At 67.9% G+C, this 16,085-nt stretch carries 18 protein-coding genes; 7 read left to right on the forward strand and 11 right to left on the reverse strand.

Annotation, left to right across the window (positions count from 1 at the left end):
• The first annotated feature begins 433 nt into the window (after window positions 1-433).
• Window positions 434-1,420, forward strand: a complete 987-nt coding sequence (locus tag IP93_RS14640) for a hypothetical protein (protein ID WP_144816950.1) — start codon at window positions 434-436, stop codon at window positions 1,418-1,420.
• A complete protein-coding gene (locus IP93_RS14645; RefSeq protein ID WP_144816952.1) occupies window positions 1,407-2,075 on the forward strand; it encodes a DUF3106 domain-containing protein in 669 nt (222 codons plus the stop codon). The genes IP93_RS14640 and IP93_RS14645 overlap by 14 nt, the downstream gene beginning before the upstream one ends.
• A gap of 5 nt (window positions 2,076-2,080) precedes the next feature.
• Here the strand turns inward: IP93_RS14645 and IP93_RS14650 are convergent, their stop codons facing one another.
• Window positions 2,081-3,202 (reverse strand): DUF3667 domain-containing protein, encoded by a 1,122-nt coding sequence (locus IP93_RS14650; protein ID WP_144816954.1) that lies wholly within the window; start codon window positions 3,200-3,202, stop codon window positions 2,081-2,083.
• A 123-nt stretch (window positions 3,203-3,325) separates the two neighbouring features.
• On the opposite strand from IP93_RS14650, the gene IP93_RS14655 reads away from it, so the two are divergent.
• On the forward strand, window positions 3,326-4,726 hold the full coding sequence (locus tag IP93_RS14655; protein ID WP_144816955.1) for an MATE family efflux transporter: 1,401 nt from the start codon (window positions 3,326-3,328) through the stop codon (window positions 4,724-4,726).
• A 248-nt stretch (window positions 4,727-4,974) separates the two neighbouring features.
• The gene (sppA, locus tag IP93_RS14660) at window positions 4,975-6,864 is read left to right on the forward strand and encodes a signal peptide peptidase SppA (RefSeq protein WP_144816957.1); all 1,890 of its coding nucleotides are present in this window, start codon (window positions 4,975-4,977) and stop codon (window positions 6,862-6,864) included.
• A gap of 18 nt (window positions 6,865-6,882) precedes the next feature.
• Here the strand turns inward: sppA and IP93_RS14665 are convergent, their stop codons facing one another.
• Window positions 6,883-7,194 carry a hypothetical protein gene (locus IP93_RS14665; RefSeq protein ID WP_425480055.1) on the reverse strand — a complete coding sequence of 104 codons (312 nt, stop codon included), beginning with the start codon at window positions 7,192-7,194 and terminating at the stop codon, window positions 6,883-6,885.
• Window positions 7,195-7,268: 74 nt separating this feature from the next.
• On the opposite strand from IP93_RS14665, the gene IP93_RS14670 reads away from it, so the two are divergent.
• Window positions 7,269-8,045 carry an SDR family oxidoreductase gene (locus tag IP93_RS14670; protein WP_144816962.1) on the forward strand — a complete coding sequence of 259 codons (777 nt, stop codon included), beginning with the start codon at window positions 7,269-7,271 and terminating at the stop codon, window positions 8,043-8,045.
• 78 nt (window positions 8,046-8,123) lie between these two features.
• Here IP93_RS14670 and IP93_RS14675 read toward each other — a convergent pair whose 3' ends face one another.
• Window positions 8,124-8,603, reverse strand: a complete 480-nt coding sequence (locus tag IP93_RS14675; protein ID WP_144816964.1) for a winged helix-turn-helix transcriptional regulator — start codon at window positions 8,601-8,603, stop codon at window positions 8,124-8,126.
• 14 nt (window positions 8,604-8,617) lie between these two features.
• On the opposite strand from IP93_RS14675, the gene IP93_RS14680 reads away from it, so the two are divergent.
• Both IP93_RS14680 and alr read left to right on the forward strand, forming a co-directional pair.
• Entirely contained in the window at window positions 8,618-9,994 is a 1,377-nt protein-coding gene (locus IP93_RS14680; RefSeq protein WP_338419427.1) for a D-amino acid dehydrogenase, read from the forward strand.
• Window positions 9,995-10,113: 119 nt separating this feature from the next.
• Complete coding sequence (alr, locus tag IP93_RS14685; RefSeq protein ID WP_144816967.1) at window positions 10,114-11,187, forward strand: alanine racemase; 1,074 nt, start codon at window positions 10,114-10,116, stop codon at window positions 11,185-11,187.
• A gap of 160 nt (window positions 11,188-11,347) precedes the next feature.
• Here alr and IP93_RS14690 read toward each other — a convergent pair whose 3' ends face one another.
• The 8 genes from IP93_RS14690 to IP93_RS14725 form a co-directional block, all read right to left on the reverse strand.
• Entirely contained in the window at window positions 11,348-12,637 is a 1,290-nt protein-coding gene (locus IP93_RS14690) for an NAD(P)/FAD-dependent oxidoreductase (protein WP_144816969.1), read from the reverse strand.
• A gap of 250 nt (window positions 12,638-12,887) precedes the next feature.
• Window positions 12,888-13,325: a nuclear transport factor 2 family protein gene (locus tag IP93_RS14695; RefSeq protein ID WP_144816971.1), complete on the reverse strand. Its 438-nt coding sequence runs from the start codon at window positions 13,323-13,325 to the stop codon at window positions 12,888-12,890.
• Between the two features lie 155 nt (window positions 13,326-13,480).
• Complete coding sequence (locus tag IP93_RS14700) at window positions 13,481-14,026, reverse strand: hypothetical protein (RefSeq protein ID WP_144816972.1); 546 nt, start codon at window positions 14,024-14,026, stop codon at window positions 13,481-13,483.
• Window positions 13,980-14,273: a HigA family addiction module antitoxin gene (locus tag IP93_RS14705; RefSeq protein WP_144816974.1), complete on the reverse strand. Its 294-nt coding sequence runs from the start codon at window positions 14,271-14,273 to the stop codon at window positions 13,980-13,982. Before IP93_RS14705 ends, IP93_RS14700 begins: the two co-directional genes overlap by 47 nt.
• On the reverse strand, window positions 14,273-14,551 hold the full coding sequence (locus IP93_RS14710; protein WP_144816976.1) for a type II toxin-antitoxin system RelE/ParE family toxin: 279 nt from the start codon (window positions 14,549-14,551) through the stop codon (window positions 14,273-14,275). The genes IP93_RS14705 and IP93_RS14710 overlap by 1 nt, the downstream gene beginning before the upstream one ends.
• Before the next feature lie 140 nt (window positions 14,552-14,691).
• Window positions 14,692-14,955 (reverse strand): hypothetical protein, encoded by a 264-nt coding sequence (locus IP93_RS14715; protein WP_144816978.1) that lies wholly within the window; start codon window positions 14,953-14,955, stop codon window positions 14,692-14,694.
• 92 nt (window positions 14,956-15,047) lie between these two features.
• Window positions 15,048-15,824, reverse strand: a complete 777-nt coding sequence (locus IP93_RS14720; protein WP_242006888.1) for an IS3 family transposase — start codon at window positions 15,822-15,824, stop codon at window positions 15,048-15,050.
• 41 nt (window positions 15,825-15,865) lie between these two features.
• A partial coding sequence (locus tag IP93_RS14725) for a transposase (RefSeq protein WP_144816914.1) occupies window positions 15,866-16,085 on the reverse strand: 220 nt, incomplete at its 5' end.

Genomic DNA, 16,085 nt, shown 5'->3' on the forward strand with positions numbered 1-16,085 from the left:
GGTGGGCTGGCGCAGGGCGTGAGACGGTTGTGATGCATTGCTGTGCAACAGCTGACGAACCTGCCGTAAGTTGCCGTGGACAAAGCAATTTCACCTTTATCCACACAGCATGTGGATAAGTCTGTGCATCGTGCTTCGGCTGTCGTGCGTGACGCCGTGAAAACAAGCTCTTGCGTCAGGTTGGACAAAAAAGTGCCATGTGCTGATTTCCCAGTAAAAACAATACCTTGTTCGTGAAACATTGCTGAACGACGTGTCCGCCATGCTGCGACGCATCGACAGATGACGGGAATTTGACCGCTGTGCACAACTGGCCCCGGCTGCAGCCCGCGCCGCTGCGCGCTGGGCGGCTTCAAGCCCACTTGTCAAGAGAATATTGGGACAAGGGTCTCGCTATGATGCCGAGCATGTCCCTGCTGTTCCCCTTCTCGTAGTGTCCGCATCCGTTTCCCCGTCGACCTCCTCCGCTCAGGCTGCCTTCCTGCGCGGCGTGGAGCGCCGTGGCGCGGTGCTGGCCGAGTTGCAGTGCGGCGATGCCAACGCAGGCGATGCTGCCCTCGCTGGAGCCATGCGCGCGTTCTGCGAAGCGGCGCCAGCCGTGACCATGGCCGACTGGCCGCACCGCTTCTGGGCCATCCTGCTGGCCCAGCCCGCCTTGCGGCAACGCGTGCCCGTGACCATGCCGCTGGAGGCGACGGACCGGCTGGGCGAGGTCCCCACCGGTCCACGCGCGGCCCTGCTGTTGCGGCTGGCGGCGGGCCTGTCGGAAACCGAGGCGGCTGCCGTGCTCGGGGTCGGCGTGGCCAGTTACCGGCTGGCCCTGCGAGGCGCGTTGCCGCACCACGCCGACGGCCGGGCCGATCCACAGGCCTGGCAGCACCTGCGCGACCAGGTGCACCGCCGGATCAAGACCCTGGCGCCGGAACGGTTGGCTCGCCTGGCCCAGGCGCGCGAGGCGATCCTGCGCGGCGAGCCCGCACCCACTTCGAAGCCGATGCCCACCACCGCCCCGGCACGCCGCCGCGGGGTGCTGGTGTTGTTATGGCTGCTGTTGCTGCTGTGCGCACTGGCGTTCGCCGCCACCTGGTGGTGGCCGGTGGACGGCGCCGGTCCGGGCGCGGCGCGCGGCGTGCGGGTCGAAGCCCTGCCGCCGGCCGAGCCGCCCGCGGCAACCCTGGGCGCGGATGCGGCCCTGCTGGCCCATCCCGACTTCGCCCTGCTGGCTGACCCGGCCACCGATGCCGAGGCGGCCGAGCTGGCGCTTTGGGCATGGATGGTGGCGGTGGACGCAGGCACGGTGCCTGCCGATCATCCCGCCAGCGCCGAGCCCGACGTGCCGGTGCCGGCGGAAGCCCTGCCAGAGGGGGGGCTGCCGCCGCTGGAGTCCGAAGCAGGAGCAGATGCCCATGCGCCGTCCTGAGCGTCCCGGACATCCTGGCCGCCGCCACGCGTGGCTGCCCCTTGTGCTGGCCGCGGGTCTGGGTCTGGGTCTGGCGCACGCCGCCAGCCCGGTGCTGGAGGCGTTTGGCGACAGCCTGGCCAAGCTGCCGGCGCCGCAACGCGCACAATTGCAGGCCCGCGCGGCGCAATGGGAGGCTTGGACGGACGCGGAGCGCGAGGCCTTCCGGCAGCGGGCCGCGGCCTGGGCGGCATTGTCGCCCCAGGCCCGGGCATGGCGTCGCGAACAGCATGCGGCCTGGCAGGGGCTGACCTCGGCGGAGCAGGCGCAACTGCGGGTGATGGCGGCCCGCTGGCAGCAGCTCGATCCCGCACGGCAACAGGCCTGGCGCTCGCGTTTCGATGCCTTGGACCGCAGTGAGCAACGCGGCTGGCTGCTCGGCCCCACCCTGGGTGCCGACTATCCGCGACTGCAACCGCTGCTGGCCCAGGTGCCCGCGTCCGACCGGGCGCCGTTGCTGCGGGTGCTGCGCGAAATGACGCCCCCCCAGCGCAGCGACCTGGCGGTGCTGGTGCAGCGCACGCCGCCGCAGGACCGGCCGCAGTTGCGGCGCGAGCTGCTGTCCACCGCCGCGGCGCAGCGGCAGGCGTGGCTGTGGCAGCGGCTGGACCGCTGAGCCGGCTACATCCCCACCAGGCCGGCCAGCAACGCGTACATCGCCGCGAACGCTACCAGCAGCAGGTAAATCGAGCCGATCACCAGGTACTTGAGCGAGGTCGCCAGCCAACCCTGCGCATACACGCGCTTCTGCATCAGCAGCAGGTACACCGGTACCCAGCACCACAGCGCCACGATGCCCAGGCGCGAGAACGCCTCCGCCAGCGAGCCCTGTGCAAACGCGTTGCCCAGCGCCACCAGCAGGAACGACACCAGCAGCGCCAGCAGCATGTAGGCATGGCTGTAGAGCGCCACGGTCAGGTGCTCCAGGTACAGCCGGCGCGAGCCCAGGTAGAACAACTTCAGCAGCAGCGCGAACACCGGCACCAGCACGAACAGCGCGGTCGGCAACGCGCCCATGAACGCCTGCAACACCTTGTCGCCATCGCTGCCCATGGTGGTGATGTTGCGTTGCGCCTTCGCCGCGCGGTCGGTCAGCCAGCGGTTGGCGAAGCCGGGCAGCCAACCGACGCGGATCGGGTCCTTGGCGGGGTCCCATTCCGAATCGAGGGTCACACCCTTCTGCCGCGACTGCGTTGTCGGCGGCATGGCCGCCGCCGGCGCCTGTTGCCGCAGTTCGGCGATGCGCGCGGCCGCGGCCCCCTGCACCTGGGTACGCAGGACCACCAGCGCCGGGCTCGCCCCCGGCGTGCCTCCAGCTTGCTGCTCTGCTTCGCCGATGCTGCGCAACGCCGCGTCGCGCGCCTGCTCCACCTCGGCCACCGTCTGCATCTGCCCGAACCGGGTGTCGCCGGGGTCCAGCTGGAACGCCGGGCCGTCGGCGTGCACCGCCAGCTTGCCGACGAAGAACGTCAGCAGGCTGAGGATCACGAACAGGCGCAGTGGCGCGATATAGCGCACGCGGTGCCCGGCCAGGTATTGCAGGGCGACACGACCGGGCCATAGCAGGTCGCGCAGGGTGCGGAACACGCGGCCGTCCAGATGCCAGAACGACTCGAATACGTCCTCGATGGCGTGCGCGGCGTGCCGCACCGGGCTGGCCACCGGTTGCCCGCAGGCATGGCAGAACGCGCCCTGCAACGGCGCCTGGCAGTTTTCGCAATGCGTGATGGTGTGTGCGCCCAACGTTCGTTTCCTTGACGGCGCCGTCCTGTCATCGGCGAGGCGCTAAGATAGCCACCTGTCGCGACCCGGCGCCAGCGTCCGCCATCGGTTGCGTCGACGCGGCTGCAGTCGCCCGCCGCGCCCATGTCGTCCGCTCCCACCCCAAACCCCGTCGCGCCCGAAGCGCGGCCCAGCCAGCGCCTGTCGGACGAAGTCCGCACCAGCGCGCTGTTGGCCGCGCCGCTGGTGGCCGGGCACGTGTCGACCGGCCTGATCGGCTTCGTCGACAACGTGCTGGCCGGGCACCACAGCACCACCACGCTGGCCTCGGTGACCATCGGCACCGCGCTGTGGTGGCTGCCGATGATGGTGCCGATCGGCACGCTGCTGTCGGTGCCGCCGACCGTGTCGCAACTGGACGGCGCCGGCCGTCGCGGCGAGATCGGCGCGGTGTTCCGCCAGGCGCTGTGGCTGGCCGTGGGCCTGGCGGTGGTGCTGTTCGCCTTCATGACCGTGCTGCCGCTGGCGCTGGCGCCGTTCGGCATCGCCCCGGAGATCATTCCCGGCGCCACCGCGTTCCTGCACGGCATCCGCTGGGGCGTGCCGGCGCTGACCCTGTTCTTCACCATGCGCTACCTCAGCGAAGGCCTGCACTGGACCCTGCCGACCATGCTGATCAGCGCCGCCGGCCCGCTGCTGCTGCTGCCGATGGGCTGGGCGGCAACCTTCGGCCGCCTGGGCTTGCCCGAGATGGGCGCCGGCGGCCTTGGCCTGGCCTCGGCGGTGATGCTGTGGCTGCAGGCCATCGCCTTCGCGCTGGTGCTGCGCCGCGCGCGCCGCTTCGCCGACCTGGGTCTTTTCGCGCGCTTCGACCGCCCGCACTGGCCGACCATCCGCGGCCTGCTCGCCACCGGCCTGCCGATCGGGGTGACGGTGCTGATGGAAGGCGGACTGTTCATCGCCACCGCACTGCTGATCGGGCGGCTGGGCGAGGTACCGGCCGCCGCGCACCAGATCGCGATCAACGTGGCCACGCTGTGCTTCATGGTGCCGATGGGCCTGGCCGAGGCGACCACCGTGCGCGTGGGCCACGCGCTGGGCCGGGGCGACGTGCACGGCGTGCGCCGCGCCGCGTGGGCCGGGCTGTGTATTGTCCTGGCCAGCCAGTTGCTGTCCGCCACGGTGCTGCTCACCGCCAACGAATGGGTGGTCGGCATCTACACCCGCGACGCGGCGGTGGCCACGCTGGCCGCCGGGCTGCTGGTGTACGCGGCCATGTTCCAGTTCCCCGATGGCGTGCAGGTCATGTCCGCCGGTTCGCTGCGTGGGCTGCAGGACACGCGGGTGCCGATGTTCCTGGCGATGTTCGCCTACTGGGGCGTGGGCATGCCGGTCGGCGCTGGCCTGGGCCTGGGCCTGGGCTGGGGGCCGAAGGGCATGTGGATCGGACTGATTGCCGGGTTGACCGTGGCCGCGGTGCTGCTGGGCGGGCGCTTCCTGCGCGCCAGTGCGCCGGCGCGGCTGGCGCGGCGGGTGTCGGTGTGATGTCCGCGGGGAGCGTCTGTTTTCCGGCGTGCGTGGCGCGCCCGGCTGCGCAGGCGGGGTGGCGCATCGTCCGTCCCCGGGTAGGGCGATGCCATCCGCATCGCGTCGAGGCCTTCACGGGGCGACAGCGGCGCGTCCGTCACCCTTCCGTCCGGGCCGGTGACCAATGGCCGATGTGCATGGTGCCGCCGCGTGGCTAACCTGATCCTGGATCGACCGTTCAACGCCCGCTGGAGGGCACCGCTGCAATGAGCACTCAACCCCCTCGCCGTGGCCCCATCGTCCGCCTGCTGGTTGGGCTGTGGGATGCGATGAACTTCACCCGGCGGCTGTTCTTCAACCTGGTGTTCTTCGGCCTGCTGATCCTGTTCCTGGCCATGCTCGGCGCCGGTGACCGCACACGTCCGCTGCTGGAGCGCAGCGCGCTGGTGATCGCGCCGGAAGGCGAACTGGTCGAGCAGTACACCATCGACCCGACCGTGCGCGCCTTCGCCAAGGCCATGGGCGATGGCCAGGACGAAGTGCGCCTGCGCGACCTGCTGGCCGCGCTGGACGCGGCCGCCAAGGACAAGCGCATCGAGCGCGTGGTGCTGCACCTGGACCAGCTCAGCGGCGGCGGCATGGCCTCGCGTCGCGAGGTGGCCGGGGCGGTGGCGCGGGTGCGCGCCAGCGGCAAGCAGGTGGTGGCGTTCGCCGAGGCGATGGACCAGGGCCAGTACCTGATCGCCGCCGAGGCCAACGAGGTCTACCTCGACCCGATGGGTGGCATGTTCCTCGAAGGCCTCGGCCGCTACCGCCAGTACTTCCGCGAGGGCCTGCAGGACAAGCTCGGCGTGGACGTGCACCTGTTCAAGGTGGGCGAATACAAGTCCGCCGCGGAGCCCTACGTGCTCGATGCCGCGTCGCCGGAGGCCAAGGAAGCCGACCTGTACTGGATGAACGACGTGTGGCAGCGCTACGTGGCCGACGTGGCCAAGGCGCGCAAGCTGGACCCGGCCGCGATCACCGCCGGCATCGACACGCTGCCCGCCGGCATCGCCGCCGCCAGCGGCGACCTGGCCCGGTACGCGCTGCAGCAGAAACTGGTCGATGGCCTGAAGACCCGCGAGGAGTTCGACGCGCTGATGGCCCAGCGCGGCGTCGCCGACGAAGACGCGGAAGGTGGCTACCGCCAGGTCTCGCTCGACGGCTACGTCGCCCACGTCAACACCAGCCTCAACGCCATCGAGCCCGGCCGCAACCAGGTCGCCGTCGTGGTGGCCGAAGGCGAGATCACCGGCGGCGAACAGCCGCCGGGCACCATCGGCGGCGTGTCCACCTCGGCGCTGCTGCGCGAAGCGCGCGACGACGACAACGTCAAGGCGGTGGTGCTGCGCGTGGACTCGCCCGGCGGCGAGGTGTTCGCCTCCGAACAGATCCGCCGCGAAGTGGAAGGCCTCAAGGCCGCCGGCAAGCCGGTGGTGGTGTCAATGGGCGACCTGGCTGCCTCGGGCGGTTACTGGATCAGCATGAACGCCGATCGCATCTATGCCGACCCGTCCACGATCACCGGTTCGATCGGCATCTTCGGCATGATCCCGACGGTCCCGCGCACGCTGGAGAAGATCGGCGTGCGCACCGACGGCGTGGGCACCACGCGCTTCGCCGGTGCGTTCGACATTACCCGCACGCTGCAACCCGAAGTGGGGCAGGTGATCCAGTCGGTGATCGACAAGGGCTACCGCGATTTCACCGGCAAGGTCGCCCTGGCGCGCAAGCAGCCGGTGGCGGCGATCGACGCGGTGGCGCGCGGTCGCGTGTGGAGCGGCGCGCAGGCCAAGGAGCGCGGCCTGGTGGACGAACTCGGCAGCCTGGACGCCGCGATCGACGATGCCGCCAGGCGCGCCAAGCTGGGCAAGCGCGACGCGTATGGCGTGCGTTACATCGAGAAGGCCGGCTCGCCGTTCGAGCAGTTCTTCGCCGGGTTTGCCGCCAGCCGTATCGGTGCAGCGATGTTGAAGGATTCCTCGCTGACGCAGGCGCTGGTCACGCAGGCCATGCCGCAGGCCGCGCAGGACCTGCGCTTCCTGCAGAGTGCGGCCAAGCCCACCCGTGGCGTACCGGTCAAGGCGCTGGCCTATTGCTTCTGCGGTTTGTAGGCCCGGGGCAGTTCGTCGTCAGCCGCCTGCGGCCTCGATCGCCGCGCGCTGCGCCTTCGCCGCGTCCTCAACCGCGCCTTCCACCGCGCGCGCCTTGTCCTGGGGCGCCTGGATCGCGTCACGCAGCTCGGTGTGACGCGCCGGGGCGGTGGCCTGCGGCTCGGGCGGGCGCTCCTTGTCCGGTGGCTCGGGGCGCGAGCAGGCGCTGAGCGGCAACGTCACGCAGGCCGCCAGCAGCAGGGCGCGGATCGATGTGAGGCGTGTGCCGGTCCCTGGCAAACGTACCGGGCCGGACACGTGGTGGTCGCTGGCGCAACGTGACACAGGCATGGCGGCACTCCCGGATGGGCCTGCGGCTATCCTACGCCTCGGGCGCGCGTGCGCCAGAACCTGCGGAGAGCACCATGGACCCCAAGCGCTGGCGGCTGGACGGACAACTGGCCCTGGTCACCGGCGGCAGCGCCGGCATCGGCCACGCCATCGCCCGCGAGCTGCTGGGCTTCGGCGCCGACGTGCTGCTGGCCGCGCGCGACACCACCGCGCTCGACCGCGTGCGCGGCGAACTGCTGGAGGACTTCCCCGGGCGCGAAGTGCACGTTTTCGCCGCCGACGTGGCCGACGCCGACCAGCGCCGCGAACTGCTGGACCGGGTGGAGGACTTCGGCGAAGGCCTGCACATCCTGGTCAACAATGCCGGCGGCAACCTCGGTAAGCCCGCCACCGACTACACCGAGGACGAGTGGCGGCAGATCTTCGAGGTCAACCTGTACTCGGCGTTCGAGCTGTCGCGCTACGCGCACCCGCTGCTCACCCGCCACGCCAGTTCGGCCATCGTCAACGTCGGCAGCGTCTCCGGCCTGACCCACGTGCGCACCGGCGCGCCCTATGGCATGAGCAAGGCGGCGATGCACCAGATGACGAAGAACCTGGCCGTGGAATGGGCCGAGGACGGCATCCGCGTCAACGCGGTGGCGCCGTGGTACATCCGCACCCGGCGCACGTCGAGCAAGCTGGCCGACCCCGATTACCTGGACGAAGTGCTGCTGCGCACGCCGATGGGCCGCGTGGGCGAGCCGGAGGAAGTCGCGGCGGCGGTGGCGTTCCTGTGCCTGCCGGCATCGAGCTATGTCACCGGCGAATGCATCGCGGTGGATGGCGGGTTCCTGCGCTATGGGTTCTGACGACAGCCGGCGAATGCGCCGGCCGCCATTTGATCGAGCCAGCGTGCACGGAGTGCGTGAGTCGCGCTGTTGGCCGCCTCAGTCGGCAATCGGCAGGCTCAGCGTCTCCTTGACCTCTTCCATCACGATGTAGCTCTTTGATTCGCGCACGTGCGGCAGCGTCAGCAGCGTGCTGCCCAGCAGCTTGCGGTAGCTGGCCATCTCGCTGATCCGCGCCTTGAGCAGGTAGTCGAAGTCGCCCGAGACCAGGTGGCACTCCAGCACGTTGGGCAGGCGCAGCGCGGCGCGGCGGAACTCCTCGAAGATGTCGCCGGACTTGTACGCCAGGCTGATCTCCACGAACACCAGCAGCGTCGCCTTCACGTGCTGCGGGTCCAGCCGCGCGTGGTAGCCGGTGATGACCCCGTCGCGTTCCAGCCGACGCACGCGCTCGGTGCAGGGCGTCGTGGAAAGGCCCACGCGCTCGCCCAGCTCGGTGAACGAGATGCGGCCCTCCTCCTGCAGGATGCGCAGGATGTGGCGGTCAATCCTGTCGAATTCGCGTGCTTTGCTGGCCATGTTGCACTGCAGAAATGTTGGTGGGCAGAGTTTACGCCTGTCCAGGCATGAAAAATCGAAAAAACTCCCTGCGTCGTTTGCCCGATACTGCGCCCCTTTGCCGGCACTCCCGCCGGCGACGACGGACGGGGCAGGCGATGCGGGTTCTGGTGCTGGGCGGTGGCGTCATCGGCGTGAGCAGCGCGTGGTACCTGGCGCGCGCGGGGCACGAGGTGGTGGTCATCGACCGCCAGCCCACCGTGGCGCAGGAAACCAGCTTCGCCAACGCCGGCCAGGTTTCCCCGGGTTACGCCTCGCCGTGGGCCGCGCCGGGCGTGCCGTTGAAGGCGATCAAGTGGCTGTTCCAGCGCCACGCGCCGCTGGCGATCAAGCCCGGCATGGACCCGCAGCAATACCTGTGGCTGCTGCAGATGCTGCGCAACTGCACGCATGCACGCTACGCGGTGAACAAGGCGCGCATGGTGCGCCTGTCCGAGTACAGCCGCGACGTCATGGACCAGCTGCGCGCCGAGACCGGCATCGACTACGAGGATCGCCAGCTCGGCACCACCCAGCTGTTCCGCACCCAGGCCCAGCTCGACGGCGCGGCCAAGGACATCCCGGTGCTGGAGCAGTACGGCGTGCCGTACGAACTGCTCGACCGCGACGGCATCGCCCGCGTCGAACCGGCGCTGGCCGCCGCCCCAGCGCCCCTGGTCGGCGCGTTGCGCCTACCCAACGACCAGACCGGCGACTGCGAACTGTTCACCCGTCGCCTGGCGCAGATGGCCGCGCAGGCCGGCGTGGAGTTCCGTTTCGGCCAGCACATCCAGGCGCTGGAGCACGACGGCGCGCGCATCACTGGCGTGCGCATCGACGGCCAGGTCGAACGCGCCGACCGCTACGTGCTGGCGCTGGGCAGCTACTCGCCCGGTCTGGTCGCACCGCTGGGCCTGCGCCTGCCGGTGTACCCGCTCAAGGGCTACTCGCTGACCCTGCCGATCACCGATGCGGCGATGGCGCCGACCTCGACCATCCTCGACGAGACCTACAAGGTGGCGATCACCCGCTTCGACCAGCGCATCCGCGTCGGCGGCATGGCCGAAGTGGCCGGCTTCGACCTGTCGCTGTCGCCGCGCCGCCGCGCCACACTGGAAAAGGTGGTGCGCGACCTGTACCCGCGCGGTGGCAACCTCGAGGCTGCCACGTTCTGGACCGGCCTGCGTCCGGCCACGCCCGACGGCACGCCGGTGGTGGGCGCCACCCGCTACGGCAACCTGTACCTCAACACCGGCCACGGTACCCTCGGCTGGACCATGGCCTGCGGTTCCGGCCGCTACCTGGCCGACGTGATCGATGGCCGCACGCCACGGATCAGTGGTGAGGGCCTGGACCTGTCGCGATACGACTGAGCAGGCATTACGCTCACGCCACTGCCAAAACCGCTTCGCGTGCACACACTGTTGCGCTTTGCGCACCTGCACAATTGGCCGCCGCCGCTTGTTCCACTCCAGCCCCGGATAACTTCCCCTTGCGCCCCGCCCGTGCCCTGATCGACCTCGACGCCCTGCGCCACAACTACCGGCTGGCCCGCGAGCTGGGTGGCGGCAAGGCGCTGGCCGTGGTCAAGGCCGATGCCTACGGCCACGGCGCCGTGGCCTGCGCCCGCGCGCTGGAAGGCGAGGCCGACGCCTTCGCCGTGGCCGCCATCGAGGAAGCGCTGGAACTGCGCGCCGCCGGCATCCAAGCGCCGATCCTGCTGCTGGAAGGCTTCTTCGACCCCGACGAACTCACGCTGATCGAACAGCACGACCTGTGGTTCACCGTGGCCACGCAATGGCAGCTGGCCGCCGTCGAGCAGGCGCGCCCGGCCACGCCGTACAGCGTGTGGCTCAAGCTCGACTCCGGCATGCACCGCCTGGGCATCGAGCCGGCCGACTACGCCGCCGCCGCCGCGCGCCTGCGGGCGCTGCCGCACGTGCGCGACGTGGTGGCCATGACCCACTTCGCCCGCGCCGACGAACTCGACCGCGACACCACCCGCACGCAGGCCGCGGTCTTTGACGCCACCACCGCCGCGCTCGGCCTGCCGCGCAGCCTGTCCAACTCGCCCGCACTGCTGGGTTGGGACGACCTGCGCAGTGACTGGGCGCGTCCCGGGCTGATGCTGTACGGCCTGAGCCCGTTCCCGCAGCCGCACCCCGTGGCCGCGCGCCTGCGCCCGGTGATGACCCTGCAATCGCAGGTGATCAGCGTGCGCGACATCGCGGTAGGCGAGCCGGTCGGCTATGGCGCGCACTTCGTGGCCGCGCGCCCCACGCGTGTAGGGGTGGTGGCCATGGGCTATGCCGACGGCTACCCGCAGTTCGCACCCAGCGGCACGCCCGTCGCCATCGATGGTGTCCCTGGCACGCTGATCGGCCGCGTGTCGATGGACATGCTGACCGTGGACCTCACCGACCACCCACGGGCCGGCGTGGGCAGCACGGTGGAGCTGTGGGGCGCGCACGTGTCGTTGAATGCGGTGGCCGCCGCGGCGCGCGCCAGTGCGTACCAACTGCCGTGTGCGCTGAAGCGCGTGGCGCGGGAGTGTCGGGGCGGCTGAGTCAATAGACCCATCGCAGGTCCGCTACATGCCGAGCGCCACGGCCGTCTGTTCCATCTCTGGATGATTCACACCGACCATGGCAACTCGCCTTTCCAGCGGGTGAAAGCGAATGTCCGGGTTGCGCATATCCTCGCCGGGGATCTATGAAGACGGTTGCTCAGTCCAGCCGCACGGTCGCCCGCACCCGCGAGTTGATCCGGTCCACCAGCCACAGCAGGCCGCCGCGCCAGAAGCCGTGGATCCGGGCCTGGTGGCTGCGGTAGAGCATGACGTGGCTGAGCTGCGCCAGGCGGCCGCGGAAGGTGACGCCCTTGAACAGCCCGAACTGTCCCAGTGAACCGAAGGCATCGTAGTCCCCTAGCGAGACCAGGGCGCCTAGGTCGCGATAGGCGAAGTCGCCAATGGGCTCCCCGCGCAGGGCACGCGGCAGGCAGCGGATCAGGTGCCGGGCCTGCTGGTGGGCCACCTGGGCGGTCGGAGGCAGTGGCCGCCCGCCTGGCTCCATGGCGAGGCTGGAACAATCGCCCAGCGCGAAGATGGCCGGATCGCGGGTGGTCTGCAGCGTCGGCTTCACCACCAGCTGGTTGTTGCGGTTCGTCTCCAGACCGTCCAGGCCGGCACCGATGGCCGGTGCCCGGACGCCCGCGGCCCAGATCTTCAACGAAGCCGGCAACTGGCTGCCATCGCCCAGAACGAAACCGTCGGTATTGGCCGCCTTGACCTGGGTGCCGGTCATCACCCGGATGCCAAGGCCTTCCAGCCGGGCAAGGGTGTCGGCGGAGATGTCTTCCGGAAAGGCCGCCAGCAACCTGGGACCGCCTTCCAGCAGGGTCACGGAGATCCGCGACGCCAGGCCGGGGACGCCGTACGCGGCCGTGGTTTCGAACAACTGCACCAGTTCGGCCGCCAACTCCACCCCGGTGGCGCCACCACCCACGATCGCGATCGACAGCTCCGTTTCCTGCGCCAGGCTTTGCAGCAACCGCAGGCGCAGCTCGCGGTTGAAGGCATCGGCCTGCCGACGCGAGTCGATGCTGTAACAGTACTCAACCACCCCCGGCGTGCCGAAATCGTTGGCCTGGCTCCCGAATGCGAGCACCAGAAGGTCGTACTCCAGGCGACGCGCGGGCACCAGCAGCCGCCCGTCCGGGGCGTGGATCGCCGCCAGCTCCACCGTGCGGGCATTCCGGTCCAGCCCGTGCAGCTCGCCCGGCTGGTAGGTGAACCCCGCGTCGTGCGCCTGCGCGATGAAGGTCGCCTGTTGCTGGGAAATGTCCCGGGTGCCGGCGGCGATGGTGTGCAGCATCGGCTTCCACACGTGCGCCGAGTCGCGATCCACGAGGGTGATGGACGGCTGCCCCGGCTTGCCGCGCCAGCGCCGGCCGAGCGAACTTGCCACCTCGAGGCCGGCGACGCCGCCGCCGATGATCACCACTCTCTGCCGCATATCCCTCGACTCCCGCGTTAACTCCATCGAGATGGGATCGCTGGCCGCGAAAGCAAGCCAGCCGGTGAACGCACCAAGCCGCATCGCGCAACCTGCAAGCAGCTCCTCCTGGGGAGGCGGAACCTATTGGGGCGCGGACAACCCAAAAACCCGCACGCCTTGGCCGCAACTGGATTGCGGCCTGGCGCCGGAATCAAGTCGAGTTGCGAAACAGCTTCGACTTGAACGAACTGCCCTGCCCCGGCTCGATCTAGTTCTCTGGCGTGATGCGAGAGGAATGCGAGGCGATCATCGTCCAACGCTCGTCGCGTTGTATCCAAACCCGGGTGAACCTGAAACGACCATTCCATGGCTTGCCGTTACTAACGCCGGACTGAACGCTCACACCCGTTACGATTGCGGTGTTGCCGTAGGCTCTTAGCGAAACATTCTCGTTGGCTATTGCTTGATTGGTTCTGCTCCGACTCGCGAGTTCACCTAGGTACTCGGACTTGGTTTGAACGCGACCGTCCGAGTGCGTGAGAATCCAATCATCGGCGAGCAGCTGATCGAGGCTGCGCACGTCAGTCTTGAGTCGCAACTCGTTCCATGTTGCATCGGTTTGCAATAGATGCGGTGGTTCCGCTGCATGGGCCGACATCGAGGCGGACACAGAAAGAAAGAGGTAGCAGCCGAGAAGTGTTCGCACTATGGTCTCCGGGGGAGGGGGTCGTGAGCGGCCTGACACCGGAACATGGCCAGCATGATGATGAAGATGGCCGATTCGCGCGGCGAATCATGAAACGGCTTGAATGAAAGGTGACGGGCCGCCGTAGGCGGTCCGGTCGACCTACATGTGATGTTTCACCGCTCGGACCTCACCTTCAGGTCCTGCAGCTCTCTCACCTGTACCGCCCTGTCGTAGGTCTTTTCACCGAGGGGCCGCGTACCGTTGCACATACTGACCGCATTCCGCTCGTCAAGGAACAGAACATACTCGATGCCGGCGCGCAAGGATGCCGAGCACATTCCAATCAAGGGCAACCCGTCGATCACGTCAAAGCGTGGCTTGGGGTCGCCCTTCAGCATCTCGCGTACGTCAACGACGGCGCGAATGTGGCCACCGCCGAAAACGCGTTCGTCCGGCACGAACTGAGTCCCGCGCACCACTCCGACGAACACAACGCGCGCTTCCTGGAATTTTTCCTCCTCCGGCCGATTTGTGCACTGACAAGCTTGCGCGGCACTCGCCGACAGTGCCAACAACGCAACTGCAATGACGCTGCTACGAATGTGAGACATAACACCTGGAGTCAAGTCGAGCTCAAGCGCGAAGCGGTTGGGCTTCGACTTGGGCGATCTGTCAGGCCGCCGCCAGCCTAAGCTTGCCAACGCGCTGAAGGTCGACATGTTGGCGCGCGACCCACAAGTCATGAATGTCCTGCATGGCCAGCCAACTCTCGGGCGAGCGCCCAATCGCCTTGGACAGGCGCAGGGCCATTTCCGGAGTGATACGGCTAGTGCCCCTTAGGACGCGACTGAGGGTGGACGGAGCCACGTCAAGCTTGTCCGCAAGCTCGCGGCCGCTGATGCCGTTGGGCTCCAAATAGATATCGGAGATGAACTCACCGGGATGGGGAGGATTGTGCATAGCCATTAGTGATAGTCCTCGTAATCTAGGACGTAGGCGTTCCCATCCTGGAACTCGAACGTCACCCGCCAGTTGCCATTGACGGTAATGGACCACCGTCCACGCATTTCACCTTTTAGTGGGTGAAGGCGAAAGCCCGGAATGTCCATATCCTCGATGGCCTGTGCCGTATCCAAGGCAATCAGTTGCATCCGAAGTCGTTTGGCGTGACTGGCCTGGACGCCCGAGGCGACACCTGTCTCAAAGAGACGGCGTAGGCCTTTGTGCCGGAACGACTTGATTATGGCGCCAGCGTACCATGTTGCGCATCACGCAACAAGAAGTCTGATGTTGGAGATAACCCGCCGCAGCGGAGGCGTGCTTGCGGAAGCGAGAAAGCCTGTACCCTGCGGTCGGGTTGATCGGCTTGTTAGCTCTCGGATCACTAGTTGTCTTGGGCATATTTACCGGCAAGTGAGAAGAAGATTTCAGCAGTGCCAAAGTTTGGCCTTCCTTTGCATTCAAACGTGGTGCCGGGGCCGGTTCTTTGTCTGGCGACAAACACACCATAGGAATTGGAGCTGTTGCTCTCGCCGCCTTCCCAACTGATAACCGTGTAGCTCCATCCATTGGTTTTGAAGCCAACTTCGGTGTCGAACCCATAGCGACGTCGGTAATAACCAACATCAAAGCCAGAATTGGTGAACAAAACTTTACTTTCTTTCCTGCTTTCCGGATATACGAGTTCAAGCCGACTTGGTTTTCCAAGCCGATGTAATGACCCAGCGGTTTCTGCACAGGTCAGGCCGCTAAAGCATATGCCTCAGCAGGGGTCTTCATGCCCAGCGCCTGGTGCGGGCGCCGGTGGTTGTAGAACTGGATCCAGTCGCCGACCACACGAGTTGCGTGCTGCTGGCTTTCAAAGCGGTGCCGGTGGACGCACTGCTCCTTCAGCGTGCGGATCACCCGCTCCATCATGCCGTTCTGCTGCGGGCAGTGCGGGGTGATGAACTCCTGCTGCAGCCCGTAGCTGCGCACCAGCCGCGTGTAGTGGCGGCTGGTGAACACCAGGCCGTTGTCCGACCGCAGCAGGAACGGCGCCGGTACCCGGCCCAACGTACCGAACCGGGTGATCAGGGCCTGCTCCAGGGCCGCTGCAGCGGTAGTGGCCTTGCCCGTGCGCGACAGGTGCCAGCCCAGCAGCTGGCGGGTGTAGCAGTCGATCACCAGCGCCAGGGTCAGCCAGCCATCCCGGCCGCCCCAGACGCGGCACAGGTCGGTCGCCCAGCGTTCGTTGGGTGCCTGTGCCACTGAAGGCACGGCTTCGATCCGCGGACGCATGCCCACGGTCCGCTTGAGAACCTGCCAGCCCATCAACTGGAACACGCGCTGCACGGTGTTCTTGTTCATATCCAACAGGCCCGCCACCGTCCGATAACCGAACGACGGCTCTTCTTCGATCAGCGCCTTGATCGGCTCGGCCAGTTCCGACTTCACCTTCGGTGCGGCCTTGGTCGGCTTGTAGTACACGGTCCGCCGGGGCAGTTCGAACCAGCGACACAGCTGGCTGACAGACACCTCGAACCCATCCTGCTTCAGTCCCTGCCGGACGGACGCAATCAGCTCTCGTCCTTGCCCAACAGGGACGCCAATTTTTTTCGCGCGCGCAACTCCAGCATCGCCTCGCCATAGGCTTCCTGCAGGTCCTTGAGCTGGCGCTCGTACTGCTCGCGGACATCCTCGGGCTTGGCCCGTAGGGCGTTCTCCATACCGCGCTTGCCGTCATCGACCCAGCTCTCGATCTCCGAGGGCGGCAGGTCAAACTGCCGGCTGGCCTCC

The organism is Aerolutibacter ruishenii, assembly GCF_007830115.1.
Classification (GTDB): domain Bacteria; phylum Pseudomonadota; class Gammaproteobacteria; order Xanthomonadales; family Xanthomonadaceae; genus Aerolutibacter; species Aerolutibacter ruishenii.

Coding starts and splice junctions, on each gene's coding strand:
- IP93_RS14645 (WP_144816952.1), top strand. CDS start 1,407: ATGCGCCGTCCTGAGCGTCCCGGACATCCTGGCCGCCGCCACGCGTGG.
- IP93_RS14655 (WP_144816955.1), top strand. CDS start 3,326: ATGTCGTCCGCTCCCACCCCAAACCCCGTCGCGCCCGAAGCGCGGCCC.
- sppA (WP_144816957.1), top strand. CDS start 4,975: ATGAGCACTCAACCCCCTCGCCGTGGCCCCATCGTCCGCCTGCTGGTT.
- IP93_RS14665 (WP_425480055.1), bottom strand. CDS start 7,194: ATGCCTGTGTCACGTTGCGCCAGCGACCACCACGTGTCCGGCCCGGTA.
- IP93_RS14670 (WP_144816962.1), top strand. CDS start 7,269: ATGGACCCCAAGCGCTGGCGGCTGGACGGACAACTGGCCCTGGTCACC.
- IP93_RS14675 (WP_144816964.1), bottom strand. CDS start 8,603: ATGGCCAGCAAAGCACGCGAATTCGACAGGATTGACCGCCACATCCTG.
- IP93_RS14680 (WP_338419427.1), top strand. CDS start 8,618: ATGTTGGTGGGCAGAGTTTACGCCTGTCCAGGCATGAAAAATCGAAAA.
- IP93_RS14690 (WP_144816969.1), bottom strand. CDS start 12,637: ATGCGGCAGAGAGTGGTGATCATCGGCGGCGGCGTCGCCGGCCTCGAG.
- IP93_RS14700 (WP_144816972.1), bottom strand. CDS start 14,026: ATGTCGACCTTCAGCGCGTTGGCAAGCTTAGGCTGGCGGCGGCCTGAC.
- IP93_RS14705 (WP_144816974.1), bottom strand. CDS start 14,273: ATGGCTATGCACAATCCTCCCCATCCCGGTGAGTTCATCTCCGATATC.